The sequence below is a fragment of the Kribbella endophytica genome (assembly GCF_054781295.1).
In genome coordinates this window covers 761,327-786,118 of sequence record NZ_BAAGUR010000003.1, presented here as the reverse complement: position 1 = coordinate 786,118, position 24,792 = coordinate 761,327, and the positions used below count along the sequence as shown (strand labels likewise).

The window sequence follows — 24,792 nt, the reverse complement described above, 5'->3', positions numbered from 1 at the left end:
CCTCGGCGCGCGTCTCCTCAGGCGTGGGACCACTGGGGAGGGACCAGGAAGACCAGGGGGACGTGCGGTCGGTGGTCGCGCTTCTGCCTGGGGTTCTGGTCTGGGCCGGCGCCGCCGTCGTACTGGCCCACTACGGGACTCCGTGGAGCGCGGTTCTGGCCTACAGCGCCTACCTGAGCCTTGGGATCATGCTGCCCGGCGTCCTGCTCTGGCGGATGCTGCGGGGCAACCAGGACGGGTTCGCGGCCGATCTGGCCTTCGGGACCGGTTTCGGGTTCGCGCTGTCGATCCTCACCTATCTGCCGGGCCGGGCGATCGGCTTCCCCCTCCTCCCGCTGGCGGTGCCGCTGAGCGCGCTGATCGCCTTCACAGCGCTCAAGCAACTCCGCCCGTACTGGCACAGCAAACGACCTCCGATGCCGGCCTGGTGGGCCTGGTCGGTCGCCGGGGCCGCCGCGCTGGGCCTGTGGGTGATCACCCGCGCCGGGCTCCAGATCGAGCCGATCGCGTTCCCCGACGCCGCCTTCCAGTACGGCGACATGCCATTCCAGTTGGCCCTGGCCGCCGAGCTGAAGCATCACCTGCCCGGCCAGATCCCGTACGTCATCGGCCAGCAGCTCAACTACCACTGGTTCCTCCACGCTGAGCTGGCCGCGGCCAACTGGCAGACCGGGATCGAGCTGGACCTCCTGCTCCGCCGCCTGATGCCGGTGACCGCAGCCCTCGTCCCGATCCTCTCCGTCGCCGCACTGGCCACCAGGCTCGCCCGCAAGTCGTGGGCCGGTCCGCTGGCCGCCTGGCTCCTGCTGATGGTGACCAGCTTCGACGTGTACGGCTGGGGCGGCCGCGACCTGATCAGCCAGGCGGCGTACTCGAGTGCTGTGCTGATGTACAGCCTCACCCACGCGTTCGCCGTCGTACTGGCGTTCCCGGTCGTCTACTCGATCGCCTGCCTGCTCCGAAGGGACCCGCACCGCGGCAACTGGCTACTGCTGGTCATCGGCCTGGCAGCGCTCGCCGGCACCAAAGCGTCCTTCGTGCCGATGCTGGTCGTGGCCGTTTCACTGGTGGCGGTCGTGAAGCTGGTGACCGAGCGGAGACTCGACTGGACCTCGGTAGGACTCGGTCTGGCCGTCCTGGCCGCGTTAAGTTTCGCCCAGTTCGTCCTGTTCAGCGCCGGCTCGTCCGGCGTCGCCTTCGGTCCGGGCCAAGCCTTCCGCGCCTTGGCCAGCCGGGTCGGCTTCGAGAGCCGCTACAGCGACCACACCGCAGCCGCCGTAGTCATCGGTACGACGGGCGCCACGCTCCTCGTCTCCTGGGCATTGGCGGGCCTCGGCATGCTCGGCTTCGCCCGCGAGCGCAAGTGGAAGGACCCGGCCGCGGTCTTCCTCGTCGGCTTCGTCCTCGCGGGCATCGCGGCGGCTGCTCTGCTCCGCCACCCGGGCTTCAGCCAGCTCTACTTCCTCCGGGCCGCCTTCCCGTTCGCCATCGCGGCCTCGGCCTGGGGGCTGACTCTCCTGCTGAGCGGACTCCGGCTCCGGCACATCGGTCCGCGGGTGCTGCTCGCACTGGCGGTCGGGATGGTGCTCGCGCAGGTCGTGGCGTCCTTGACTCCGAACAGGCCGCGCAGCAGGCAAGGCGTAGCGGCCGTCAGCTTCCAGGTGATCTGGCCCTGGCTGGCGGTCCTCCTGGTCGCCGGACTCGCAGTACTGGTCCTCAGGCGCACGCAGGAGCGCCCGGCAGCGCTCGGCCTAGCTGTACTGGTCGTCCTGGGAGTCGCAGCGGTCCACGTCCCGAAGACGATGGTGACCACCCTCACCGACCAGGTCTGCGTCGCCGGACCGGACCGCCCCGAGTGCCGCCAGACCAGACGGCAGGTCCCGGCAGGAGGCGCCGAGGCCGCTCGCTACATCCGCGACCACTCCGCCGTCGGCGACAAGCTCGCCACCAACTCGCACTGCACCCCGGTGTACGCCGACAGGAACTGCGACGCCCGCAACTTCTGGCTCGCCGCGTACGCCGAGCGACGGGTGCTCGTGGAGGGCTGGGCCTACACGCCGACCGCGCAGAGCCGGCAGAACGCCGACGCCGCGATCTACGGCCCGTTCTGGAACCAACCGCTGCTCCAGCTGAACGACCGTGCCTTCAAGCGGCCGACCAAGCGCGTTCTGGACCAGCTGTGGAACCAGTACGGCGTCCGCTGGCTCGTCTTCGACACCAACCTCGACTGGCCGCCGGGCGAGCTCGACGGCTTCGCCGAGCACCGCTACTCCGTCGGCGCGGTCGCGGTCTACGCGCTGACCGCGCCGACGAAGGACGCGACTACGCCCGGCGGACCGAGAAGTTCCAGCAGCCCGCGATGACGTTCCGGACGTGGACCAGTTCCACGGCCGGGTCGTCGAAGAGCCGCTTCAGCTCGCCAGGCGCCGTACCGGGCTCGGCCAGCACGCCGTCCAGCATCTGCCCGGTCGCGTCGTACGGGCGCAGCACGGCGCGCCGCTCGCGGAAGTCGTCGGGGAAGTCCGGGCCGACGTACCCGGGACACTCCGAGGCGTGGACGAAGACCGGGCCGACCTCGGCGTACGGGCCACCCAGCGGTGACGGTCGGTAGGCGATCAGGGCGATCCGCTCACCCTCGGTCGACATCCGCAGGCAGCACCGCAGCAGCGCCCCCGCGCCGGAGTCGAAGGCGACCAGCGGATTGCCGTGGTCGTCGTGGTCGTTGCATCGGATCCGGTCCAGATCGGTGGCCGGAACGGGCAGGAACTCGAGCTCGCTGAACATGACCGTTGAACGGCCCGGGAGCCGGTTGTGTGAGTACGGAGCGTTAAGGACCGGTATCTGCATTTGGGGTGCGCGGCGGCATTCTCTACGGTTGGGTCCGTGCGTCGCCTGCTTCGGTTACTCGTCATCAGCGGAATTGCGCTGGCCACCCTGCTGCTCGTGGTGGCCGGGACCGGCATTTTCGTGGTCCGCCATTCCTTCCCCTCCTACGACGGCACGATCGAGCTGACCGGCCTGGACGCCGACGTCGAGGTGGTCCGCGACGCCAACGGCATCCCGCAGATCTACGCCGACAAGCCGGCCGACCTGTTCGCCGCCCAGGGCTACGTCGCGGCCCAGGACCGGTTCTTCGAGATGGACTTCCGCCGTCACGTCACCAGTGGCCGGCTGGCCGAGCTGTTCGGCCCGGACGCCCTGGAGACCGACAAGTTCGTCCGGACGCTCGGCTGGCGCCGGGTCGCCGAGAAGGAGCTGGGCCTGCTCAGCCCGGCCACCCGGCAGTACCTGGACGACTACGCCCGCGGCGTGAACTCCTACCTCGACCAGCACTCCGGCTCCGGGCTCAGCCTCGAGTACGCCGTACTGTCGCTGAAGGGCACCGACTACCGGCCCGAGCCGTGGACGGCGGCCGACTCGCTGGCCTGGCTGAAGGCGATGGCCTGGGACCTCGGCGGCAACATGGACGAGGAGATCACCCGGACCAAGCTGGCCGCGACACTGCCGGCCAAGACGATCGACAGCCTCTACCCGAGCTACCCGTACGACCGCAACGAGCCGATCCTGGCCAGCGGCGCGGTCGACGAGGAGAACAAGTTCACCACCGCGCCGGTCGACAGCCAGGCGCCGGCCCGGGCGATGTTCAGCAAGGGCCTGCTGAAGTCGCTGGACAGCGTGGACAAGGTCGCCAAGGGCCTGCCGCTGCTGCTCGGGCGCGGTGACGGCATCGGCTCCAACTCCTGGGTGGTCTCCGGCGAGCACACCACCACCGGCAAGCCGCTGCTGGCCAACGACCCGCACCTGGGCGCGACCATGCCGGGCATCTGGACGCAGGTCGGGCTGCACTGCAACAAGTTCAGCCCGCAGTGCCCGTTCGACGTGTCCGGCTTCAGCTTCTCCGGTCTGCCCGGCGTGGTGATCGGCCACAACAGCGCGATCTCCTGGGGCTTCACCAACCTCGACCCCGACGTGATGGACCTGTACCTGGAGCGTCTGTCCGGCAACGGCGTGCTCTACAACGGCAAGGTCGAGCCGCTGAAGATGCGGACCGAGGAGTTCAAGGTCGCCGGCCAGAAGGAGCCGGAGCGGATCATCGTCCGGGAGAGCCGGCACGGCCCGCTGATCTCCGACGTCGACGACGACGCCGAGGAGGCCGGTGAGCTGGCCGCCAAGGGCAAGAGCACCGAGCCGTACGGCATCGCCCTGAAGTGGACCGCGCTCACCCCGGGCCGCACCGCCGACGCGATCTTCGCGATGAACAAGGCGCAGAGCTGGACCGCGTTCCGGACCGCCGCCACCCTGTTCGAGGTCCCGTCGCAGAACCTCGTGTACGCCGACCGCGAGGGCCACATCGGCTACCAGGCGCCCGGCCGGGTCCCGATCCGCAAGGTCGGTACCGGCGACTGGCCGGTCCCCGGCTGGGACCCGCGCTACGAGTGGGACGGCTTCATCCCGTTCCAGGCGATGCCGACCGAGTTCGACCCGGCCGACGGCATCATCGTCACCGCGAACCAGGCTGTCGTCCCGAAGTCGTACCGGTACCACCTGACCAACGACTGGGACTACGGCTACCGCTCCCAGCAGATCCTCGAGCGGATCCAGGCCGGCGGCAAGCTCGACGTCGCCGCGATGAGCTCGATCCAGCTGGACACCAAGAACCGCAACGCCGAGACCCTGGTTCCGTACCTGCTCCGGATCGGCATCAACGACGACTTCGACAAGCAGGGCCAGGACACGCTGAAGGGCTGGGACTTCACCCAGCCGGCCGACTCCGCGCCGGCGGCGTACTTCAACATCGTCTGGCGCAACCTGCTCGCGCTGACCTTCCACGACCAGCTGCCGGAGGCGGTCTGGCCGGACGGCGGCTCGCGCTGGTTCGAGGTGATCCGCAACCTGCTCGTCCAGCCGAACAGCGCCTGGTGGGACGACCTGCGGACGCCGCAGCGGGAGAGCCGCGACGACATCCTGCGCGAGGCGCTGGTGCAGGGCCGGGCCGAGATCACCACCAAGATGGCCCGCGAGCCCGGCAACTGGCAGTGGGGCCGGCTGCACAAGCTGACGCTGACCAACCAGACGCTGGGCAAGTCCGGCATCGGCGTGGTCGACAAGCTGTTCAACCGCGGCCCGTACGAGTTGGGCGGCGGCGCCTCGGTCGTCAACGCGACCGGCTGGGACGCCTCCGAGGGGTACGGCGTGACCGCGACTCCGTCGATGCGGATGGTCGTCGACCTGTCCGACTTCGACAAGTCGCGCTGGATCAACCTGACCGGTGTCTCCGGCCACGCCTTCACCGGCAACTACACCGACCAGACCGAGCTGTGGGTCAAGGGCGAGACGCTGCCCTGGGCGTTCAGCAAGGGCGCGGTGGAGGCCAAGCGTGAGCACACACTGACCTTCACCAAGCCGGAGCGATAGCGGCTAGACCAGCCCGTTGCCGAACGGCATGGCGCGCCAGGCCTCCACGAAGGGCTCCAGCGTTTCCGCCATGCCGTCCGGCATCTGGGGGAGCAGTGGCATGCAAAGGATCAGCTGGAAGGCCCTGGCCAGGTCCATCGCGGCCACGGCCTTCGGGTCGAGCTGCGGACGGCCCAGCTCGGCAGCCGCGTCGTTGTAGACCTTGCTGTACTCCGGACCGACGCTGGCCAGGTCCCACTCCAGCGGTCCGAGGCAGCTGTCCTCGAAGTCCGACCAGAGCACGCCGTCGGCGGTCGGGATGATGTTGTAGTACGGCGCGTCGCCGTGCAGCGGCTGGACGTGCGAGTCGGGGAACGCCCGCTCCCAGCCCTCGCGGGTCATCAGCAGCGGCGCCACGGCGTCCCACTCACGCCGTACGCGGTCCACGTCGGCCGCGGTGAGCACTGGGGTCTCTGACGACAGCTGCTCGAGTCCCTCCGGTACGACGGTCGTGACCGGCGCGAACCAGGGCAGCTCACCCGGGTACTCCTCCAGCAGCTTGTGGAGCTCGGCTGCGCGGACCAGGCCCTGCACGTAGTCCGGCTCGCTCGACTTGTCGTGCTCGACGTACTCCCAGAACGACATCGACAGGCCATCGCGCTGCACCGAGCGCAGCGGGACCAGCGGACTCGGCCGGACGACCAGCTGGCCCTGGTCGAACACCCATTGCGCCACCTCGAGCTCCCGCTGCTGGCGGGCGCCGGCGATCGCCGGGTCGAGCAGGGAAGCAGGCAGTACGACGGGGACGCGCGCCACGACCGGAGACGGCTTCAGGTGCACCACGACCGAGAACACGTCGTACAGGACGGTCGGCTCGGTCACCTCCAGGCCCAGCTCTCGTCCGGCAGCTGCGGCGGCTTCTGCGACTCGGGTTGTGCGATCCATTCGCACATCCAACCAGCGGGGCAGGCTCAGGTCAGCTGGATTAGGCCGCTGGGCGTGAGCGCCGCGTGCACCGGCCGGTCGTGCGGGTCGCTCGGCAATTGGTCGAAGATCTCGTTGTCGTACACCGCCGCCCACACCGGTACGCCCGCAGGCACGCGGGCCAGCGCCCGGTCGTACGAACCGCCACCACGCCCCAGCCGTACGCCGGTCCGGTCGACCGCCAGGGCCGGGCAGATCACCAGGTCGGCCGTAGCGATCGCCTCCGACCCGAGGTCCACCCGGGGCTCGGATAGGCCGAGCCGGCCCGGCACCAGGTCGGCCGCACCGGGCGCCAGGCCCCAGCCGAGGTCGTTGTCGGCGTACAGGATCGGCAGGAGCACCTCGTGGTCGGCGGCCAGCAGCCAGTCGATCAGCCCACCGGTCTGCGGCTCGGGACCCATCGACACGTACAGCGCGACCCGCCGGGCCTGCTGGACCTGCTGGGTCGCCCGGGCAGCGTCCAGCACGCCCTGACCGGCCGGGAGCGAGCGACGGGCGTCCAGAAGTGACTGCCGCACGGCAGCCTTGGTGGAGATCACCCCTGGATTGTATGAAGCACGCCACTCGCCATCGGCGCCTCACACACCGTCCTGGTGCCTCGTGATGGGGAGCCTTCGGCGCTAGCGGCGCCCAGGCACGCACCTCACGGCACTGGGCGAGCATCCACGATGCTCCGCATCGAGGACGCTCGCCCAGCACCGCGATGCACGCACCTGAACACCGCTATCGCTCGAACGCTCCCCACCACGAGGCACTAGTGTTGGGTCATGAGTGAGGCGGGGCTTCAGCAGGCACAGGAGAAGATGCGGGCGGCCGGCGCGGCCGAGGTCGCGATCCGGGTCTTCTCGCACTACTACCGGCTGCTCGAGGCGGGTCAGCAGGGCACGATCCGCGAGGACGAGATCGATCCGGTCGGTGATCTGCCGCATCTGGAGCACCTGGACACCGACGCCGAATCGATGCGCGCGGCGCTCGCCGAGACCGTGGTGATCAAGCTGAACGGCGGCCTGGGCACCTCGATGGGCGTCACCGGGCCGAAGTCCGCGCTGCCGGTCAAGGACGGGCTGAGCTTCCTCGACATCATCGCCCGGCAGATCCTCGCCACCCGCAAGGAGTACGGCGTACCGCTGCCGCTGGTCCTGATGAACTCCTTCCGGACCAAGGACGAGTCGCTGGCCGTGCTCAGCGAGTACGGCGACCTGCCGGTCGACGGGCTCCCGCTGGACTTCCAGCAGAACATGGAGCCCAAGCTCCTCGCCGACGACCTGACCCCGGCGGAGTGGCCGGACGACCCCGAGCTGGCCTGGTGCCCGCCCGGCCACGGCGACCTGTTCACCGCGCTGGTCGCGTCCGGCACGCTCGACAAGCTGCGCGAGCGCGGCTTCCGGCACGCGTTCATCTCCAACGCCGACAACCTGGGCGCGACCCCGGACGGCAGGATCGCCGCCTGGATGGCCGAGCACGACGTGCCGTTCGGGATGGAGGTCTGCCGCCGGACCCGCTCCGACCGCAAGGGCGGGCATGTCGCGGTCCGCAAGTCCGACGGCCGGCTGATCCTGCGCGACAGCGCGCAGGTGCACCCCGACGACGTCGACTCCTTCCAGAACACCAAGCTGCACAAGACGTTCAACACGAACAACCTGTGGATCGACCTGGACCGGCTGGCTGAGCTGATGGACGGCCACGACGGCATCCTCGGGCTGCCGATCATCGTCAACCGCAAGACCGTCGACCCGGCCGACCCGAGCTCGCCCAAGGTGATCCAGCTGGAGACCGGGATGGGCACCGCGATCGAGACCTTCGAGGGCTCGCAGGCGGTGATCGTGGACCGCAGCCGGTTCAAGCCGGTCAAGACCACCAACGACCTGCTGGTACTGCGCTCGGACGTCTACGACCTGGACGAGGCCGGCGACCTGACCACGACGCACGAAGGCGACGAGCCGTACGTCGACCTGGACGGCGACTACTTCAAGATCCTCGCCGACTTCGAGGCGCGGTTCCCGGCCGGGCCGCCGTCGCTGGTCCGGGCCGACCGGCTCGAGGTCCGCGGTGATGTTGCCTTCGGCAAGGACGTGGTGGTGGTCGGTGAGGTCGAGGTGAGCGCGCCCGAGGGCGAGCGGCTCGAGATCGCCGACGGCACCGAGCTTCGCGGCTGAGCCCGGCCGATGTTGGAGGACCTGCTGATCCGGCCGCTGGAGCCGTGGGACACCGACGAGGCGGCCGCGGTGTGGTGGGCCGCTCGGCACGCGGACAGCTCACAGCTGCCACCGGCGATCCACACCGAGGCGTCCGTACGGGCGTGGTTCGGCAACGTGCTGCTGCCGGACGGGCAGAGCTGGGTCGCGGTGGACGACGGCCGGATCGTCGCCGTACTGACGCTGGACGGTGACGACCTCGACCAGCTGTACGTCGAGCCGTCGCTGGCCGGTCAGGGCGTCGGCTCCGCGCTGGTCGACCTGGCCAAGGACCTGCGGCCCGGCGGGCTCGCACTGTGGACGTTCCAGACCAACACCAGGGCGCAGGCCTTCTACAGTCGGCACGGCTTCACCGAAGTACGGCGTACCGACGGCCAGGCCAACGAGGAGAAGGCGCCGGACGTGAGGATGGTCTGGGGCTCACATCCCGAGCGACTAGAGTCGACTGTGTGAGACGCAGCGTTGACGAGCACCTGGACGTAGTACTCGGCAGGGTTCGGCCCCTGCCTCCCTTTGAGCAGCCGCTGATGGAGGCGCTCGGGCTGGTGCTCTGCGAGGACGTCGTGTCGGGTGTGAGCCTGCCGGGCTTCGACAACTCGGCCATGGACGGGTACGCCGTACAGGCGGCCGACCTGGCCGGTGCGTCGCAGGAGGAGCCGATCACGCTGCCGGTGGTCGGCGAGATCGCGGCCGGACGCAGCGAGCCGATCGTGGTGACCGCCGGGACCTGTGTGCGGATCATGACCGGCGCACCGATGCCCCGCGGCGCCGACAGCGTCGTACCGGTCGAGTGGACCGACGGGGGAGCGGCGCAGGTGCGCATCGCTCAGCAGCCGGCGCTCGGTGCGTCGGTACGGCGGTTCGGCGAGGACCTGAAAGCCGGCGACAAGGTGCTGGACTCCGACACCGTGCTGGGCCCGCGGCAGGTCGCCGTACTGGCTGCTGTCGGCAGGGCTCGGGTGAAGGTGCGTCCGCGCCCCAGAGTGGTCGTGGTGTCGACAGGTGCCGAGCTGCGCGAGCCCGGTACGCGGCTGGGCGACGGACAGATCTACGACTCCAACAGCTACACCCTGGCGGCCGCGGCGCGGCAGGCCGGTGCGGTGGTCTACCGGGTCGGCATCGTCGACGACGACCCGAAGAAGATCATGGACACGCTCTCGGACCAGTTGGTCCGCGCCGACCTGGTGATCACCTCCGGTGGTGTCAGCAAGGGCGTGTACGACGTGGTCAAGGAGGTGCTGACCAAACTCGGCACCATCGACTTCCCCGAGGTCGCCATGCAGCCGGGAAAGCCGCAGGGCTTCGGCGTGATGGGCGACGACGAGGTGCCGATCTTCACGCTGCCCGGCAACCCGGTGTCGGCGTACGTCTCGTTCGAGGTGTTCGTGCGGCCCGCGCTGCGCAAGCTGATGGGCCAGATGCCGTACCGGCGGACGCCGGTCCAGGGGATCAGCCTGGACGGCTTCACCTCACCCGCCGGGCGACGCCAGTTCGTCCGCGCTGCGGCCACCTCCGGCGACGAGGGCTGGATGGCCAGTACAGTCGGCGGCCACGGCTCACACCTGCTCGGCGGGCTGAGCCGCTCGAACGCCCTGATCGTGGTGCCCGAGGACGTCACCGCCGTCCGCGCCGGCGAGCAGGTCGAGCTCTGGCTGCTGGACGAGGAGACCGGATGACGCAGGACGTTGGCCCCGGCGGGCTGACCCATGTGGATGCCACCGGCGCGGCCCGGATGGTCGACGTGTCGGACAAGACCGAGTCCGCCCGGCGAGCTGTTGCCTCCGGCAAGGTGTACGTGTCGGCCGAGGTGGTCGAGGCGCTGCGCGGCGACGGCGTACCGAAGGGTGACGCGCTCGCGGTCGCGCGGATCGCCGGGATCATGGGCGCCAAGCGGACGCCCGACCTGGTGCCGCTGTGCCACCCGATCGCGGTGACCGGTGTGAAGGTCGCGCTCGAGGTGGCCGACGACGCCGTACTGATCGAGGCCGTGGTGAAGACGACCGACCGGACCGGGGTCGAGATGGAGGCGCTGACCGCCGTCTGCGTCGCCGGGCTCGCGCTGATCGACATGGTGAAGGCGCTGGACCCGGCGGCCGTGCTGTCCGACGTACGGGTGGAGACGAAGGACGGCGGCAAGACCGGCCACTGGGAGCGCGCGTGAGAGCCCTTGTCGTCAGCATCTCCAACCGGGCGGCCGCGGGGGTCTACTCCGACACCACCGGGCCGCTGATCGCGGACCGGCTGGCTGCGTGGGGATTCAGCGTCGACGGGCCGCAGGTGGTGCCGGACGGCGCTCCTGTCGGTGAGGCGTTGCTGGCGGCGGTTGAGGCGGCGTACGAGGTAGTGGTGACGACCGGCGGCACCGGGATCTCGCCGACCGACGAGACGCCCGAGCGGACTGCCGGTGTGATCGAGAAGGAGATCCCTGGCATCGCCGAGGCCATCCGGGCCTACGGCATCGCGCAGGGCGTGCCGACTGCCGCGCTGTCGCGTGGTGTGGCCGGTGTGGCCGGCAAGACCGTGATCGTGAACCTCCCTGGCTCCCGTGGCGGAGTCAAGGACGGCCTGACTGTGCTGGAGCCGCTGCTGCGGCACGCCGTCGACCAGGTCGCCGGCGGTGACCACGTGCGGACGGACGACGCCTGATGGCAGTCGTCCACTGGCCGGTGGAGCTGCAGCACGGACAGGTGGGGCTGCGGCCACTACGAGCCGGTGACGGCGCCGAGTGGAGTGCGGCTCGGCAGCGGAACATCAGCTGGCTGCGGCCGTGGGACGCCACCCAGCCGCCCGGTGCGGACGACGGTGCGCGCACCTTCCGGGCGATGGCTCGTGACTGGAACCGCCAGGCCCGGTACGGGCGGATGCTGCCGTTCGTCATCACGTACGGCGGGGCAGCGGGCGCAGGTGCTCGGGCCAAGTGGCCGCTGGTCGGGCAGCTGACCGTGTCGGGGATCACCTACGGCTCGGCACGTTGGGCGAACCTCGGCTACTGGGTCGACGAGCAGTACGCCGGGCGCGGGATCGTCCCGACGGCTGTGGCGATGGCGGCCGACCACTGCTGGTTCACGCTCGGGCTGCATCGGCTGGAAGTTGCCATCCGGCCCGAGAACAAGGCCAGTCTGCGCGTGGTCGACAAGCTCGGCTTCCGCTACGAGGGCGAGCGGCCGCGGTTCCTGCACATCGACGGCGAGTGGCGCGACCACCGGATCTTCGCCCTCAACGCCGAGGAGGTCGGGCCGGGTCTCGTGGCCCGGCTGACCTGATCACGCTCCGTGGTTGTTCACACCAGTCACACGAGTCTTCTTGCGACACACCGTCCCACGTACCCCACCTGACCCGTCCGGGGTCTTAGCGTCGTCGCATGGGGACGACAGGGCTGATCTATGTGGCGATCGTCGCCGCGTGGGCTGCCTACCTTGTCCCGATGATGCTGAAGCGCAACGACGAGGCGAGCAAGCGCCGCTCGGCGGAGGCTTACTCGTCGTCGGCTGCGCGCGTGTTGTCGCGGACCGACGGCGGGTACGCCGTACGTGCTCCCGGTGGCATCAACACCCCGGCCGGTTCAACAGTCACCGGCACCTCCGCACACGGCGCGGGTGTGACCGCCGCCGGTGTGGTGATCCCGGGCTCGGCCGAGCGCGGTGAAACGGTGCTCGGATCACCGCCGGACGGATCGCCGCCGCGACACCATCTCCCCAACCGAGCCCGCCGGGTGGCCGCAATGCGCCGCCGGCGGGTGCTGTCGATCCTGACCCTTTCGCTGCTGTCGATGACAGCACTGGCGGGGCTCGGGATCCTGCTGTGGTGGAGCGTGTCCATCCCGGCCGGCCTGATCGTCGCGTTCGTCGTACTGACTCGGGTGCAGTTGCGCCGCCAGGCCCGCGAGCGGGCCGCGTTCGTCGCTGAGCGCCGGGCGTTGGCTGCCGCCCGCCACGATCGCGGGCCGGCCGTCGCACCGCCGTCGTCGCCGGACAACGAGATGACGGTCGAGGTCAAGCTGCCGGTCGCCGAGCCCGCGAAGCCCGAGCCGAAGCCGATCTCGTCGGAAGGCCTGTGGGACCCGGTACCGGTCACGCTGCCGACGTACGTGCTGAAGGAGAAGGCCCCCGACCGGACGGTCCGCACGATCAACCTGTCCGGCCCCGAGGTCTTCTCGTCCGCCCGCATGGTCGAGCCGGAGCCCACCGCCCCGCCGGTCGTCCCCGACGAGATCGTCGAGGAGCCCGAGGTCGAGCCGGAGATCAAGCGCGCCGTCGGCGACTGATCTCAGCCTCGTCACACCCCTGCCCGCCGCCTCCCAGCGGCGGGCAGATCTGTCTCCGCCACACCCTGATTCCGATTTCAACTCCACCCCGTCACCGTGTTAGAGTTTCGCGGTCGCCAGGAACACCGGCGATGCAGTCTGGGGCTGTGGCGCAGTTGGTAGCGCGTCTCGTTCGCAATGAGAAGGTCAGGGGTTCGAATCCCCTCAGCTCCACCAGACGGGTGTTATTAGAACAACCGGCGAGATCATCGCCGGTCAGTAGGACCCGCAGACGATGGTCTGACACAGATTGGCCGTTCCCGGCGACGGGGGCGGCCATTTTGGCGTCTGAGACCGTTTCAGGGGTCGGGACGGCATCTGGCCCGTCCGGGCCGGTTTGACCGGTGTGGACGGCGTGTAGGGCCGCGAACGGGTGGCGCAGTTCGTACCCGATGATTTCGTCTTCATCGAGGTACAGCCGGTGGAAGATGGCCTGGTTGAGTAGCCGCTTCTGGTCGTCGCTGCACCGGCGGTAGAGCGCCTGAGGGTCCTCGAGCAAGGTCAGGCTGAGTTCGATCAGGCGGGCGTCGTCGGTGAGGTCGAGTGCGTCCTCGCCAAGACGTTCGTCAAGTGGCGTCGCTGGCCTTCGATGCGGCGCAGGCGCTCCTTGATTTTGGCTTGCGGAAGTGATCCATCGGCCGCTAGATCCAGCAGGTTGTTTCCTTCGCGTCGAGGGCCTTGAGTTCGGCTTGAAGCTGCTGCTTGAGCAGGCGGGCAGACCGCTGGTGGTTGGAGAGAGCCGCGGCCACGTGGGCGCGCGTCTGCTCGATGAACTGCCGGCTAAACCGGACGGCGCCGTATACCCGCTCCACGGCGTCCTCGACCTGCATCGTGTTGACGTGCGGGGTGGTGCACTCGCTGGTGCGCTTGTTCACGCAGAAGAAGTACTCGTACTTGCTGCCGCGCGAGTTGGTCGTGTGCTGGATGACCAGCCGCTGCTCCACGCGGCGTCGGTGGCAGCGGCCGCAGTAGAGCGAGCCCTTCAGGTGGTGATGATGGGTGCGACGTCGCTCACCCGCCATCGAGTGAGAGACAGCGATTGCCTGCACCTGCTCGAACAGCTCTTCATCGATGAGGGCTTCGTGGCGACCCGGTATCCATTCGCCCTTGTAGGTGACGAAGCCGAGGTAGTAGCGATCGCGCAGCATCTTCGAGAGCTTGTTGATCGACACCCGTTGGCTCGGTGTCTTCCTGGTGGGCCGCGTACGTAACCCGCGGTCATACAGCTCGTCGGAGAGGTCGGCCAAGGTGTAGTCGCCGGTGGCATACAGCTCGAAGGCAACCTTGATGAGCGCAGCGCGGACGGGGTCGAAAGCCACAGTGCGGATCTGGCGGAACTCGAACTGGTCGATGACGTTGAGGTAGCCGAGAGGCGCGAGGCCGATGGTGCCGCCGTTCTTCGCCTTCTGGCCCATCTTGTACGAGATGTCGGCGCCGGACTCCTTCGACTGGTACTCGTTGAAGGTGGCGAGGATGCCGTGCATGAGCTGGCCGACAGGCGTGTCGTCGATGGCTTCAGTGGCCGAGATGACCGATACACCGCGCTTACGGAGCCCTGCCATGACGATCGCATCGTCGTAGCGGCTCCGGGCCATGCGGTTGAGCTTGTAGAAGATGATGATGTCCACGTCTTTGCGCTCACGGACGCGGGACAGCATCTGCTGGAACACGACCCGCTTGCTCATCTCCGTCGCCGACTTACCGGGCTCGACGTACTCGTCGATGAAGACGAGATCCTGTTGTTCGGCTCTGCGGTAGTAGGCTTGACGCCGCGCCGGCAGCGAGATGCCTTCGGGGTCGTAGTCGGTATCGACCTGGTCCTTCGTTGACACTCGTAAGTAGATGACCGCCCGCCGTCCGACGAGCGACTCGTCTACTTCAACAGGCTGACCAGTGGCCACATCGAAAGATTGAACCTCAAAGTCGAGGCTCTGAGACTGCAAGAAGTACCGATCGTCAGTTGTCGGCAGGTAGGGGCCATCCATGTGAACTCCAGCAGTAGTTGGCGGATTGGGAGCTAGTTCATGTGTGGTGGGCCGTTCGATGGTGGGAGCAGATTGAGCGGGAAAGAACGCTCGCGGAGGAGTTGAAGCTGTGCCTCGCGGATGCACCGGAGAGTAAAGAGAGCTTGCGTAACGGCTTCGGGTTCGGGTTCGGGTTCGAAAGCCTGGCTGTCCTGACGGTACGGTTTTACGGCAAGGTGTCCTGCCAACGTTGCGTAAGCTCGTGTTCGAGCGTGCTGCAAAACAGAGGTGGGTAGCGGGGCCAAGATGTGCTGAAGACGCCTCTTAAGCAGGGTGTCGAGGGTTCGAGCCCCTCCTGGCCCTCCCGCGGTGAGAGACATGAAATTCGTGCTTTCACCCTTGGAATTAACGACTTTGACGATAGATCCTGACGGCAGCTCAGCCTGCTTCCGGCTGCCAGACAAGCGCCAAGATCCAGATAGGTGCGGTCATGATCCGACAGCTCCCCGGTAGGTTGGTTGATCACGGACGGTGATGCCGTGTCTCACCTTGCCCGTCACGATGCGTGTCATGGAAGATGCGGAATGTCCGGTGAGTGTCCATGGACACTCGGATACGGCGAGAGGATCCAAATGGACGGGGAGACGTTCGGCGCGGGACTGAAATTCTGGCGTGGTCTTTCCCTGCGCCAGTTGGCTGATCTCGCGCACTACAGCAAGTCGCAGATCTCTGACCTCAAGCGCAGTGTCCGCGCCCCACGCCCTGAGATGGCGGATCATCTGGATAGGGTGTTAGAGGCCGAAGGTGAGCTTCGCGCACTGGCGGAGCTGTTGCCGCCTCCGAGCGCCGAGCCGCCCTTGCTGGATGCGCGCAGTTACACCGCTCTTGCGGTACAACTGCTGGCAGCCGAAGGAGACGCTGACATGCTTGATCGCCGCCAATTTCTGGGCCTCGGAAGTGCAACCTCACTCGGTGCCATTGCGCCGAGCCTTGCGTGAGAAGCAACCCGCCATGGACTCGCTCTCGGGCTCGCTGAGGAGCGAGCCGATACCGCTGCTGATGAGTGGCGCGAGATCGTCTGGGAGTACGGCTACAGCTACATCAGCATGCCGCCACAGGAGCTGCTGCAATCCTTGATGGTGGACATGCTCGGTCTGCAAGTAGCCCTGGAGCGCGGTAGCCGAGCCGCTCCGTTGAACGAACTTCGCCAGTACGGCGCAACGCTCGCATCCCTGATGGCCATGACGATCGCCAACGTCGGCGACGTTCGCCAGGCGCGCCGCTGGTGGCGTACCGCTCGCAACCTCGCAGAAGAGTCCGGCGACCCGAGCACGATCATGTGGATCCGCGGCCGCGGGGTCGTCCGTGGGCTGTACGAAGCACGACCAACCGCGGCCATCCTTCAGATGATCGAGCAGGCCGAGTCGTTCGCCAACGGCTCCACTCCCACCGATCGTGCCGAGCTCATGTCCGGCAAAGCCCAGACGCTCGCCCTGGCCGGCCGCCGGGCCGAAGCCGAAGCGGCGCTCCACGAAGTGCGCGCGATCTACGACAGCCTGCCTCCTGAGACGATCGACAATCGGGATTCCATCTACGGCTGGCCGGAGGATCGTCTCCGCTTCACTGAAAGCTACGTTTCACGTATCTCGGGGACGCGAACGAAGCGACGGCCGCTCAGGACCGAGCGATCAGGGCATACCCCACGAAGTACAGTCGCGGACCGGCTCAGATCGAGCTTCAGCGGGCGCTGTGGATGATGAACGCGGGTGACGTCGCCACAGGGGTTCAGCATGCGTCCGCCGCACTCCAGAGCTTGCCAAGCAAGGATCAGATCCGGCCGATCGTTGCCCTCGCCAAGGAAGTACTCGGAGCTGTCCCGGCGCCCCAGACTTCGAAGCCCGCTGTTGTCGAGTTCCGTGAGTGCCTGGAGCTCAGCGCGGGTTGATCCATCTTCAAGAGGGGTAGTCAGAGCGGTATGAGCGACCTTGACCACCTGACCATCGAGCGGCACGACGCAACCTCCACCCTGGAGCTGCGCGACGACATCTTGCCGGTGTACGCCGCTTCGCATGACGATCAGATGCACGATCCGTGGTTCCATCCAGACCAGTTCGGGGAGCGCCTGGTCGAGCTCTATCTCCCCGGCCGCGATCTCGAGCTGGTCGCCGCACAGATCGCCGGCACCGTCGTCGGCTACGCCTTTGGCAGCCCGCGCGACCAACATGGAGCTATCTGGGATGACCTTCACTCGACGTATCCAGCGTGGGGTCTTTCCGCCGAGCCAGTCCCTATGCAGATATTCCGCGAGTTCGCTATTCACCCGGACCATCAGAGGAAGGAAGTTGGCCGCCGGGTTCATGACGCACTGCTGCAAGGACGATCCGAACCGGTCGCCGAGCTGCTGGTGCGCAAGGACAATCTGTCCGCCCAGGCGGCTTACCGGTCGTGGGGGTGGGTGCAGTTGGGGGAGAAGCACCCATTCCCCGACTCACCTGTGTTCGACCGATTGGTGTTGAGGATGCCTACGTCCTGAACGTTGCTTAGTCTCTGCTGGGTCACCAGGCGCACTCGGCGCCCACGATTTGCAACCAGACCCCTGCACGGAGGGCGACGATCTGCATGGGTCCTGTCAAGGGGTGACGCGTTGAGGCGCGCCACATCGAGTCCGGATGTTTGTACCGTCGGGCGGTCACAATCTGCGACCGAGACCTTGGCAACGGAGTGTGATGGGCGCATAGTGCGGGTGAAAGACTTGGATGTGTCGGGTGGGGGGATCTATTCGGCGCTCAATGGTGGGGATGAGCGATGGATTTCTCGGATTATCAACGAACTGCTGCACAAACAAGCCATCGGAAGCTAGGTGGTCCAACGGCTGCCCTGGCGCCTATGCTCGGCCTTGCGAGCAAGACTGGCTCCATCTTGAACGTCTACAAGAAGTATCTTCGCGACAGCATCGATCTCGAAGCCAACCGAGCGATTCTTACTGAGGAGTTGGGCGACGAGCTGTGGTATGTATCGGCGATCGCAACAGCTTGTGGTCTGGACCTAAACGCTATCGCGGAGGCGAACCTCCTCCGAACGCGCGATCGGTACCACGGCGAGGTAACGGCTGGGGATCTCGAGGGGCTTCCCGTCTTCGATGATGGGTTTCCCGCCACGGAGCGGCTGCCCCGGAAGTTGGTCTTGCAGTTCACAGAGTCGACGACGGCATCAGGCAGTTGCGAGGCAGAGATGCTCATCGTGTCGGCTGAGCCAAACGCGTTTCCCCAGGGCCAGATCGAATTGCCTGGCGGGAAGCGGTCTGGGTTTGCCGTAGGTAGCAGGCTTGGCGATCCACTGACTGACAACTCTCGGCTTCCGGACAGCTACCGATACCACGACGCGATTCATCTGGGCTTCATGGCTGTGCTGGGCTGGTCGCCGAACACCCGATCTCTGCTGAAGTTGAAACGAAAGTCGGATCCTGCGACTGATGAGTGCGAAGACGGAGCCCGAGCAGTCTTCGCCGAAGAAGGGCTGGCGGCGGTGCTGTCCCGCCTAGCCACGCGCCGGCTTGGCCTCTTAACCGAACTGAGCGTCGATGGCGAGGTCATCGAAGTCGTGAAAGCTGCTGTGACTGGCCTAGAAGTGGAGGCGTTGCCCTCATGGCTCTGGCGGCGTGCTATCGCACAGGGCTTCTCGGCCATGAACCAACTGGCTGCTAACGAGGGCGGAACGCTGACAGTAGACCTTGACGCACGGACTTTGACCTATGCAAAGATGCTCTGACATGGGGGAGCCGCGAGTCATGCTGTGGGCGTGACAGGAGGTCACCTCGTTCGCTGACCTTCTGTCACGAAGGGAATGTTGGATGGACAACGGCGACCTGACGAAGCTAGTCGAAGATGTCGAGCTGGAGTTGCTCGCGGGTGCTCAGAACGTCGTGATCCTGGGGCTAACCCCCGTCACGGTAGCGTTGCTGAGACGACTCACGTCGTCAGGGCTGCTGAGCCAGATCGCGTCTGTCCATACGCCAGGCAAGCCTGGTGCTCGACCAGAACTCGTGGTCCCTGTCGCCTCAATGGCGCAGCTTGCCGAAGTGGCGCCCGATGTCGTCGTGGTCGCGTCGGATGAGGACAAGGAGCAGTTGCTCGAGGCTGCGCTGCCCTACCTGACCGGGGCGCCGCGGGTCGTGCTTGCCGGATATGGGCACCTAGCGTTCCGCGATCGGGTCTTCGAGGAGGAGCGGGCGAACCTCCTTGTCCCGTCGCTAGCCAACGGCTATCAGCACAGCCTCACTCACTTGTATCAGTGCCTTGTGAACGCCAGCCGTCTGGGATTGGAGGGCGTTGTTGCCGAGTTTGGCATGTTCAAGGGTGGAACAACCATGTTCCTGTCTCGGGTCGTAGAGCGACTCGGGCAGGACTGGCGTGTCGTGGGGTTTGACTCCTTTAGCGGGTTTCCACCGAGACGAAGTGCACTGGATATGTATGACCACCCCGACTGCGTGTTCACCGACTTGGACAGCGTGCGACGCTACTTCGCTGGGCGTCAGGTCGATATTGTTGCCGGTGACATAGTCCAAACGGCGAGCAAACTGGAAAACGAAGATGTCGTCGTGAGCTTTGTCGATACGGACAACTACAGCTCGGCTGTTGCCGCGCTTGACGTTGTGCAGGAGCGGACGGTTGTTGGTGGCGCGATTGTGTTTGACCACTTCGCCGGGGATAGCAAATTCCGCTACACGTTAGGTGAGCGGATGGCCGGAAGTCGCTTGCTTGATGATCCACGCTACTTCAATCTCCACGGGACCGGCGTGTTCTATCGCCAGGCCGTCTGATATATGATAAAGAGAAGCATGAAGCGCAGCCCAACCCCCCGAAAAGGCATTTACGAACTGTACTGGCATTTTGCGTCTGAACGTCAGAAGGCCTTTGAGCGGCGCGTTGCCGGACTGTCGGCGCCATGGACCGATGACCCGATCCTGCAGGAGTATAAGTTCTGCAATGTTTTCCGAGCGGCTGATCGAGTTAGTCAGTATCTCATCCGGGACGTGGCCTACCATGAGGAGGAGTGCAGTCCAGAGGACCGTCTCTTTCAGATCGTAGCGTTTCGTACGTTCAGCAAGATTAAGACGTGGCGCACGGTGCGCGAACTACTAGGGCACTACCCGACGCTTGATGATCTTGCCAGTAATAACTTTGTCGACGCTTTAGGGGAGGCCAAGCGGCTCAACGGGGGGCTGTATACCGGTGCGTTCATTCTGTGTGCAACCGATGCGTACGGGCAGAGCGCGAAGCACCTGAATCACGTTGAACTTTTCCGTCACATGTTCCTGAGTGACGATCTGGCTCGGCAGCTCATCGGGGCAACGTCTCTCAAAGAAGTGTATGTTCTGCTCCATGGCTACCCGCTTATGGGTGATTTTATGTCGTACCAGACAAGCATTGATCTGAATTACTCAGACCTTGTCAACTTCAGCGAGGATGAGTTCTCGCAGGCCGGCCCCGGTTCGCTGCGGGGGATCAAGAAGTGCTTCGAAGATCTCGGCGACTATTCGCCCGAGGAAATCATTCTCTGGATGGTTGACCGCCAGGAGGAGGAGTTCGAGCGCTTGGGACTCCCATTCAACGGTCTCTGGGGTCGTCGACTTCACGCCATCGACTGTCAGGGACTATTCTGCGAAACCGACAAGTACTGCCGCGAGGCAGCGCCGGAGTTGGCCAGCGCGCGGAAGCGGATCAAAGCGCGGTTCTCGGTGTCTCATGAGCCGATGAAAATGTTCTTTCCTCCGAAGTGGGGAATCAACGACGAACTGCCTCAGGGACCTGTGTTGGGGAGTTCGTCATCCGAGTTGCACGACACACTCTTCTAGCGACTGCATGAGTTGGTGGAGTTGGAGATCGGGTCCGCCATCCGGCGGTTAGTGTTTGCTGCTCGCTCAATCGCAGGGCCAAACTCTCGAACGTCTTCGGGCTTGTACCAGTTCAAGATCTCGGCACCACAGTCGATCAGATCTTGCGGCATCGGCACGTCCGGCGAGAGCCGGATGCCGATAATGGCGTTAGGCCGTTCCTTTTCCAGACTCCAAGCGATTTCATTAGAAACCCAGTCGCTACCATGGGTCTCGTCGCCGATGATAACGACGGTAACTGAGGTGTGCTTGATCTGCTCGCGAATCTTCCGACTGATGTACGTGGCGTCGTTGCTCTTGACCGGATCTAGCAGGTGGCGTCCGACGAAATTGAGATTGAGGGCCTTGTTATATCGCATCAAGTTGAACCCCTTCGCCTTCAACTGGTCGGCGTGCTGGTAGCTAACGAACACTCGACGACTCATGTAAACCTCGCTTGATCACTGCGGTTGAAGTGTGCCCATTTTCTTGCAGAGGGGGCACTGCTTGAGAGGAGCGAGGCTGCGGATATCCCGGAATTTACACGCCGTGCAATACCATAGCCCGCTAGGACTCTTGCCTTTATGAACAGTGCCAAGCTTGCCGAGGTATGAAGCTGCGTGCTCCCACTCGAATGAGTCCTTCTTGCCCCAGGTCGGATAGGTGTACTCCGATCTAGAGAATGAGAGACTTTCAAGCCGATGGACTTCGCCGATGTAGTCTTCGGTGCGGTCGTCCTTTGAGTCTATTAACGTGCGGAGATCTGCGACCACGGTCGGCTTGACAGGTCTGGTGAGGCGAAAAAATGGCTCACATATCTTCCGCAAGGCGGATGGCAAGCTTGTGAGCGGGATGGGATCGATGAACCGCAAGGTTTTCGCGGCGAGTGCATAGTCACGTGCAGCAGCTCCGGCCGTGCTCTCGGCAAACCACCCGATCTCGTAGTAGCCCGTCAGGGCACGAGCGCGGTTGCCATGCTTGGTCACGAAAAAGATATACGGGCGTCCTTCTCGTACGGCCTTGCCGCGGAGATCGAACTCACAGGTGGAGAAGAGACCATAGGTTCCGGTCTCTAGGTTCGGGTCGCTCTTGTTGTCCCCGCGCTTCGTTACGTAGCGGACGGGGTATCTGGCTAGGGGGTCGCTCAAGTAGATGGAGAGAGCTCCAGCTCCACCGCTGGCATCCGTGAACTCCTTCCACGGCGCATTTGGTGGTTTACTTAAGCTTGAGTCGCTACCCATCTTGTCACGGTAGCGCCTCGGTGGGTGGAGCGCCAGACACAGATGGGTGGGATTTCCCGATGGTGCAGTCATTCCCGGATCGTCGACTTACCGACGACGACATGCCCGGGTTATTTACGAGCGCCGATAGGGTGTCTCTTGCGGGCCAGCAACGATACGCCCGGTTGGTGATGGCGCGGTCCGTGTTGGCTCTGGGTGCTGCCCTATGCGGAGTCGCAGCTTGGAAAGTCGGCCGGCCGGGAATCGATGTACTGGCGATTCTTACGATGACCATTCTGGTCGTCGTTCTGGTCTTGGAGCTCTATTTACGCAGCAGCAGGCCGAGCGATGAGTGGTATGAGGGCCGGGCGGTCGCGGAGTCCGTGAAGAGTCTGACCTGGCGATACGCTGTCAGAGCTGCGCCGTTCACTGGGGCCAATGGCGCGCAGGATGCATATTTCCTGGATGAGCTTCGGGAACTTCTTTCGGATGTGAAAATTGAGTCCGGCATCGGTCCCGCTCCGCGCGATGCAATCTCAAAGGCTGTTCTGGACCTGCGCACGTTGCCGGTTGCTATGCGTCAAGCTGTCTATATACGGGACCGGATTAAAGATCAGGAATCATGGTATGGCAGCAAAGCAGAGTTCAATCGTAGGCGTGTCGAGGTTTGGAGTCGGACGCTCCTAATGGCGGAGGGAGTTGGCATCCTTGCGGCGTTCGCGAAGGTGGTGGGTTGGATCGAATTCGACTTGGCCGGCGTGGTGGCTGCTGTGATCGGTGTCGGTGCCACACGGCTGAGTTTGCGTCAATACTCCACGAACAGCAGGGCATATTCGTTCGCTGCCCAAGAGTTGGCGATCGTTCGGTCTCGGCTAGAACGGATCGATCCAAACAGCCCAACGGCCGACAATGACTGGGCGGTAGAGGTATCCGATGCTGAAGAGGCGATCAGCAGAGAGCATACGATGTGGCGAGCTTCTCGGTCCCGTCCGGAATGAACTCATTTCGTAAGGAGTGAAGCGTGATGTGCGACTAGTTTCAAGTCGTATTCGCGAACAGCGTGGAGCCAAGGACAGCGTTGGTTTCACCCAGGCGTGGATCTTCGAGTGAATGTCGGCAATGTGAGCGCTTGTGGCTCGGGGCCTAGCGCGCGGCTATTGACAAGTCGAAGCTTTAATGCATGAATAGAATGGAATGTGTATCGTTCTCCTGTATTGGGTAGAACCCGCCATCTACGGTTTAGGTGTGCTCAATGAAAGAGAACACGCTATGCGTTCGTGGTTCCGTAAGGTGTGGCCCGGTGAGGTAATGTTATTTGTCTCGTTCGCCTCGCTCGTGCTAGCCGTGGCTTTGGCTGGGTAATCCCATCAATGCGAGCATGGTCTTCGCGGTGGGGTCTTTCTGGACTCTGCTCCTCGGGTCAACTGCGGCTCTTTTCCGCCTCGTGTCACTAAAAGAAGGAGAGGGAAAGAAGCCATAGCATTCACCGGGCACCTTGGTGCCCGGTTTCCCTTGTTTCAGGATTTCACTGTATCGGTGAGGCTTCGAACTCAATGGCATCCATCATCTGGCTTGGCGTTGCGCTAGTGTTCTTCGGTATCCTCGTGGGTGGTCTTGTTAACTGGATCTTGCCCCCGGCTGGCATGAGTCAAAAGGTGATCATCATGCTTGCTGGTATTGGGATAGCTATCGTTATCTTGCTCACTATCGCAATTGCCAGGCGGGACGAGATCCGTCCGCGCCCTATAGCTGTCATTAATTGTTCGCGTCTTTTCGATAAGGCGCATGGCCTCCTAGGGAAGCAGTCGGGCTTAGCTGCGCCGCCCCTAGCTGGCTTTGCATTTATTCCCAGCCGAGAGGTTCCAGGTCGTGTGGACCTTGTGTTGACATGGATCAATCCAATTCCAATCACACAAAGCGGTATCGCTATACAGGGTGTGTATGGGCAGGATGATCCGGGTGATGAGTTTATTGATCAGAAGCAACCAGCCGCTGCTTCTGGCGAGTGCTGGAACTGGTATCACTACGGCCTGCGTGATGACGCCCAGCCAAAGACCGTGCGACTTCGTGTCAGTCAATTATGGCCGGGGCAGACCTACTGCTTCTATACATCATTTCGCATTAGTACTGGATATTCCAAGCCGACCGCGATTCGTTGTGAGACAGCGAGGTGGAAGGAGGAGTGGGGGACTCCTGCCCAAGTACCTCAAAAGTAAGTGCGCTTCAGTGTCGCCCATGGCAGCCCCGTTCGGGGCCGCTTACCTCGAGGATGGGGTTGTCATACCGGTCGCCATTGTTGATCGCGAACGCGTACGCCGTGCCTTCGCAGCGTCGCGACAATCGTTGTTCCGTTGAACCCGAGCCGCTCACCGATCCGAGCTGACGGCCAGCCGTCCTCGTAGAGTCGCGTTGCCTCGGCGATCTGCTCAGGCAATAGTCCCCTTCGGGCGAGCGGCAACCCTCAAGAGCATATTGCCAGATCGACGCTCGATTGGTCGGGGGCACGTACTTTTTATCGGTCGCTCAATAGAGGCGCCGCCAGCGATGGTCAGGCTGATGATGAAGTCCGGGCGTGAGAAGAAGCGCGCGATGCTGCGTTGGCGTTGGGCCGGCAGCCGTCGGCATCGCCGATTCGGCATCGAGGAGTGAGGTCCAGAACTTGAACTTGTCGTGCCTGACGGTCACTGGTCCACCGCTGCTAGGGCCCCAAACGTCGAGGAGCCAAGCCGTGGATCAAGTGAGTGCGAGAACAACGCTCCGCTTCGGCTTGAGTCGCCTACCTGAGTGTCAGCAGGTGGCATAGGATCTGGATGTCGCCGGCGCGCCGCCGGCGCGACTATCGGATCTGGCCTTGGCATCG

The 24,792-nt window shown here is 64.9% G+C and carries 23 protein-coding genes and 2 tRNA genes; 19 read left to right on the top strand and 6 right to left on the bottom strand.

Features of this window, described 5'->3' with window-relative positions:
* The first annotated feature begins 71 nt into the window (after positions 1-71).
* Entirely contained in the window at positions 72-2,363 is a 2,292-nt protein-coding gene (locus tag ACYVIO_RS30035; RefSeq protein WP_460654278.1) for a hypothetical protein, read from the top strand.
* Here the strand turns inward: ACYVIO_RS30035 and ACYVIO_RS30030 are convergent.
* Positions 2,323-2,784 carry a DUF1203 domain-containing protein gene (locus tag ACYVIO_RS30030; protein WP_460654277.1) on the bottom strand — a complete coding sequence of 154 codons (462 nt, stop codon included), beginning with the start codon at positions 2,782-2,784 and terminating at the stop codon, positions 2,323-2,325. The genes ACYVIO_RS30035 and ACYVIO_RS30030 overlap by 41 nt on opposite strands.
* A gap of 99 nt (positions 2,785-2,883) precedes the next feature.
* Here ACYVIO_RS30030 and ACYVIO_RS30025 point away from each other — a divergent pair, with 99 nt between their 5' ends.
* A complete protein-coding gene (locus tag ACYVIO_RS30025) occupies positions 2,884-5,415 on the top strand; it encodes a penicillin acylase family protein (protein ID WP_460654276.1) in 2,532 nt (843 codons plus the stop codon).
* Between the two features lie 3 nt (positions 5,416-5,418).
* Here ACYVIO_RS30025 and ACYVIO_RS30020 read toward each other — a convergent pair whose 3' ends face one another.
* Positions 5,419-6,339 (bottom strand): phosphotransferase family protein, encoded by a 921-nt coding sequence (locus tag ACYVIO_RS30020; protein WP_460654275.1) that lies wholly within the window; start codon positions 6,337-6,339, stop codon positions 5,419-5,421.
* Between the two features lie 26 nt (positions 6,340-6,365).
* The gene (locus ACYVIO_RS30015; protein ID WP_460654274.1) at positions 6,366-6,917 is read right to left on the bottom strand and encodes a 5-formyltetrahydrofolate cyclo-ligase; all 552 of its coding nucleotides are present in this window, start codon (positions 6,915-6,917) and stop codon (positions 6,366-6,368) included.
* 228 nt (positions 6,918-7,145) lie between these two features.
* On the opposite strand from ACYVIO_RS30015, the gene ACYVIO_RS30010 reads away from it, so the two are divergent.
* The 8 genes from ACYVIO_RS30010 (at position 7,146) to ACYVIO_RS29975 (ending at position 13,053) form a co-directional block, all read left to right on the top strand.
* Positions 7,146-8,534: a UTP--glucose-1-phosphate uridylyltransferase gene (locus tag ACYVIO_RS30010; RefSeq protein ID WP_460654273.1), complete on the top strand. Its 1,389-nt coding sequence runs from the start codon at positions 7,146-7,148 to the stop codon at positions 8,532-8,534.
* A 9-nt stretch (positions 8,535-8,543) separates the two neighbouring features.
* Entirely contained in the window at positions 8,544-9,026 is a 483-nt protein-coding gene (locus ACYVIO_RS30005) for a GNAT family N-acetyltransferase (protein WP_460654272.1), read from the top strand.
* Positions 9,023-10,249, top strand: a complete 1,227-nt coding sequence (gene glp / locus ACYVIO_RS30000; protein ID WP_460654271.1) for a molybdotransferase-like divisome protein Glp — start codon at positions 9,023-9,025, stop codon at positions 10,247-10,249. Before ACYVIO_RS30005 ends, glp begins: the two co-directional genes overlap by 4 nt.
* Positions 10,246-10,734, top strand: a complete 489-nt coding sequence (moaC, locus tag ACYVIO_RS29995) for a cyclic pyranopterin monophosphate synthase MoaC (protein ID WP_460654270.1) — start codon at positions 10,246-10,248, stop codon at positions 10,732-10,734. The genes glp and moaC overlap by 4 nt, the downstream gene beginning before the upstream one ends.
* Positions 10,731-11,219, top strand: coding sequence for a MogA/MoaB family molybdenum cofactor biosynthesis protein (locus tag ACYVIO_RS29990; RefSeq protein WP_460654269.1), 489 nt, complete (start codon positions 10,731-10,733; stop codon positions 11,217-11,219). The genes moaC and ACYVIO_RS29990 overlap by 4 nt, the downstream gene beginning before the upstream one ends.
* Entirely contained in the window at positions 11,219-11,836 is a 618-nt protein-coding gene (locus ACYVIO_RS29985) for a GNAT family N-acetyltransferase (RefSeq protein ID WP_184797947.1), read from the top strand. The genes ACYVIO_RS29990 and ACYVIO_RS29985 overlap by 1 nt, the downstream gene beginning before the upstream one ends.
* A gap of 98 nt (positions 11,837-11,934) precedes the next feature.
* Positions 11,935-12,837 carry a divisome protein SepX/GlpR gene (gene sepX, locus ACYVIO_RS29980; protein WP_460654268.1) on the top strand — a complete coding sequence of 301 codons (903 nt, stop codon included), beginning with the start codon at positions 11,935-11,937 and terminating at the stop codon, positions 12,835-12,837.
* A gap of 140 nt (positions 12,838-12,977) precedes the next feature.
* Positions 12,978-13,053 (top strand) — tRNA-Ala (locus ACYVIO_RS29975).
* Between the two features lie 464 nt (positions 13,054-13,517).
* Here ACYVIO_RS29975 and ACYVIO_RS29970 read toward each other — a convergent pair.
* A complete protein-coding gene (locus ACYVIO_RS29970) occupies positions 13,518-14,861 on the bottom strand; it encodes a recombinase family protein (protein WP_460654267.1) in 1,344 nt (447 codons plus the stop codon).
* A 277-nt stretch (positions 14,862-15,138) separates the two neighbouring features.
* Here ACYVIO_RS29970 and ACYVIO_RS29965 point away from each other — a divergent pair.
* The 7 genes from ACYVIO_RS29965 (at position 15,139) to ACYVIO_RS29935 (ending at position 20,694) form a co-directional block, all read left to right on the top strand.
* Positions 15,139-15,203 (top strand) — tRNA-Lys (locus ACYVIO_RS29965).
* Positions 15,204-15,472: 269 nt separating this feature from the next.
* Positions 15,473-15,838, top strand: a complete 366-nt coding sequence (locus ACYVIO_RS29960; protein ID WP_460654266.1) for a helix-turn-helix domain-containing protein — start codon at positions 15,473-15,475, stop codon at positions 15,836-15,838.
* Positions 15,839-15,946: 108 nt separating this feature from the next.
* Entirely contained in the window at positions 15,947-16,597 is a 651-nt protein-coding gene (locus ACYVIO_RS29955) for a hypothetical protein (RefSeq protein WP_460654265.1), read from the top strand.
* Positions 16,598-16,815: 218 nt separating this feature from the next.
* Positions 16,816-17,373 (top strand): GNAT family N-acetyltransferase, encoded by a 558-nt coding sequence (locus ACYVIO_RS29950; protein ID WP_460654264.1) that lies wholly within the window; start codon positions 16,816-16,818, stop codon positions 17,371-17,373.
* Positions 17,374-17,759: 386 nt separating this feature from the next.
* Entirely contained in the window at positions 17,760-18,608 is an 849-nt protein-coding gene (locus ACYVIO_RS29945) for a hypothetical protein (protein WP_460654263.1), read from the top strand.
* An 82-nt stretch (positions 18,609-18,690) separates the two neighbouring features.
* Entirely contained in the window at positions 18,691-19,659 is a 969-nt protein-coding gene (locus tag ACYVIO_RS29940) for a TylF/MycF/NovP-related O-methyltransferase (RefSeq protein ID WP_460654262.1), read from the top strand.
* Positions 19,660-19,677: 18 nt separating this feature from the next.
* Positions 19,678-20,694, top strand: a complete 1,017-nt coding sequence (locus ACYVIO_RS29935) for a nucleotide kinase domain-containing protein (RefSeq protein WP_460654261.1) — start codon at positions 19,678-19,680, stop codon at positions 20,692-20,694.
* Here the strand turns inward: ACYVIO_RS29935 and ACYVIO_RS29930 are convergent.
* Together ACYVIO_RS29930 and ACYVIO_RS29925 are read right to left on the bottom strand one after the other, a co-directional pair.
* A complete protein-coding gene (locus ACYVIO_RS29930) occupies positions 20,691-21,158 on the bottom strand; it encodes a TIR domain-containing protein (RefSeq protein WP_460654260.1) in 468 nt (155 codons plus the stop codon). The two genes, ACYVIO_RS29935 and ACYVIO_RS29930, sit on opposite strands and share 4 nt — an antisense overlap.
* Positions 21,159-21,173: 15 nt before the next feature.
* Positions 21,174-21,953: a hypothetical protein gene (locus ACYVIO_RS29925; RefSeq protein WP_460654259.1), complete on the bottom strand. Its 780-nt coding sequence runs from the start codon at positions 21,951-21,953 to the stop codon at positions 21,174-21,176.
* 59 nt (positions 21,954-22,012) lie between these two features.
* On the opposite strand from ACYVIO_RS29925, the gene ACYVIO_RS29920 reads away from it, so the two are divergent.
* Complete coding sequence (locus ACYVIO_RS29920) at positions 22,013-22,930, top strand: DUF4231 domain-containing protein (protein WP_460654258.1); 918 nt, start codon at positions 22,013-22,015, stop codon at positions 22,928-22,930.
* A 555-nt stretch (positions 22,931-23,485) separates the two neighbouring features.
* Complete coding sequence (locus ACYVIO_RS29915) at positions 23,486-24,148, top strand: hypothetical protein (protein ID WP_460654257.1); 663 nt, start codon at positions 23,486-23,488, stop codon at positions 24,146-24,148.
* Positions 24,149-24,792 lie beyond the last annotated feature (644 nt).

Excerpts from the sequence above, each read along its gene's own strand:
- ACYVIO_RS30030 (WP_460654277.1), bottom strand. The coding sequence starts at position 2,784 with ATGTTCAGCGAGCTCGAGTTCCTGCCCGTTCCGGCCACCGATCTGGAC.
- ACYVIO_RS30020 (WP_460654275.1), bottom strand. The coding sequence starts at position 6,339 with ATGGATCGCACAACCCGAGTCGCAGAAGCCGCCGCAGCTGCCGGACGA.
- ACYVIO_RS30010 (WP_460654273.1), top strand. The coding sequence starts at position 7,146 with ATGAGTGAGGCGGGGCTTCAGCAGGCACAGGAGAAGATGCGGGCGGCC.
- ACYVIO_RS30005 (WP_460654272.1), top strand. The coding sequence starts at position 8,544 with ATGTTGGAGGACCTGCTGATCCGGCCGCTGGAGCCGTGGGACACCGAC.
- moaC (WP_460654270.1), top strand. The coding sequence starts at position 10,246 with ATGACGCAGGACGTTGGCCCCGGCGGGCTGACCCATGTGGATGCCACC.
- ACYVIO_RS29985 (WP_184797947.1), top strand. The coding sequence starts at position 11,219 with ATGGCAGTCGTCCACTGGCCGGTGGAGCTGCAGCACGGACAGGTGGGG.
- sepX (WP_460654268.1), top strand. The coding sequence starts at position 11,935 with ATGGGGACGACAGGGCTGATCTATGTGGCGATCGTCGCCGCGTGGGCT.
- ACYVIO_RS29970 (WP_460654267.1), bottom strand. The coding sequence starts at position 14,861 with ATGGATGGCCCCTACCTGCCGACAACTGACGATCGGTACTTCTTGCAG.
- ACYVIO_RS29960 (WP_460654266.1), top strand. The coding sequence starts at position 15,473 with ATGGACGGGGAGACGTTCGGCGCGGGACTGAAATTCTGGCGTGGTCTT.
- ACYVIO_RS29955 (WP_460654265.1), top strand. The coding sequence starts at position 15,947 with ATGCCGCCACAGGAGCTGCTGCAATCCTTGATGGTGGACATGCTCGGT.
- ACYVIO_RS29950 (WP_460654264.1), top strand. The coding sequence starts at position 16,816 with ATGAGCGACCTTGACCACCTGACCATCGAGCGGCACGACGCAACCTCC.
- ACYVIO_RS29940 (WP_460654262.1), top strand. The coding sequence starts at position 18,691 with ATGGACAACGGCGACCTGACGAAGCTAGTCGAAGATGTCGAGCTGGAG.
- ACYVIO_RS29935 (WP_460654261.1), top strand. The coding sequence starts at position 19,678 with ATGAAGCGCAGCCCAACCCCCCGAAAAGGCATTTACGAACTGTACTGG.
- ACYVIO_RS29930 (WP_460654260.1), bottom strand. The coding sequence starts at position 21,158 with ATGAGTCGTCGAGTGTTCGTTAGCTACCAGCACGCCGACCAGTTGAAG.
- ACYVIO_RS29925 (WP_460654259.1), bottom strand. The coding sequence starts at position 21,953 with ATGGGTAGCGACTCAAGCTTAAGTAAACCACCAAATGCGCCGTGGAAG.
- ACYVIO_RS29920 (WP_460654258.1), top strand. The coding sequence starts at position 22,013 with ATGGTGCAGTCATTCCCGGATCGTCGACTTACCGACGACGACATGCCC.
- ACYVIO_RS29915 (WP_460654257.1), top strand. The coding sequence starts at position 23,486 with ATGGCATCCATCATCTGGCTTGGCGTTGCGCTAGTGTTCTTCGGTATC.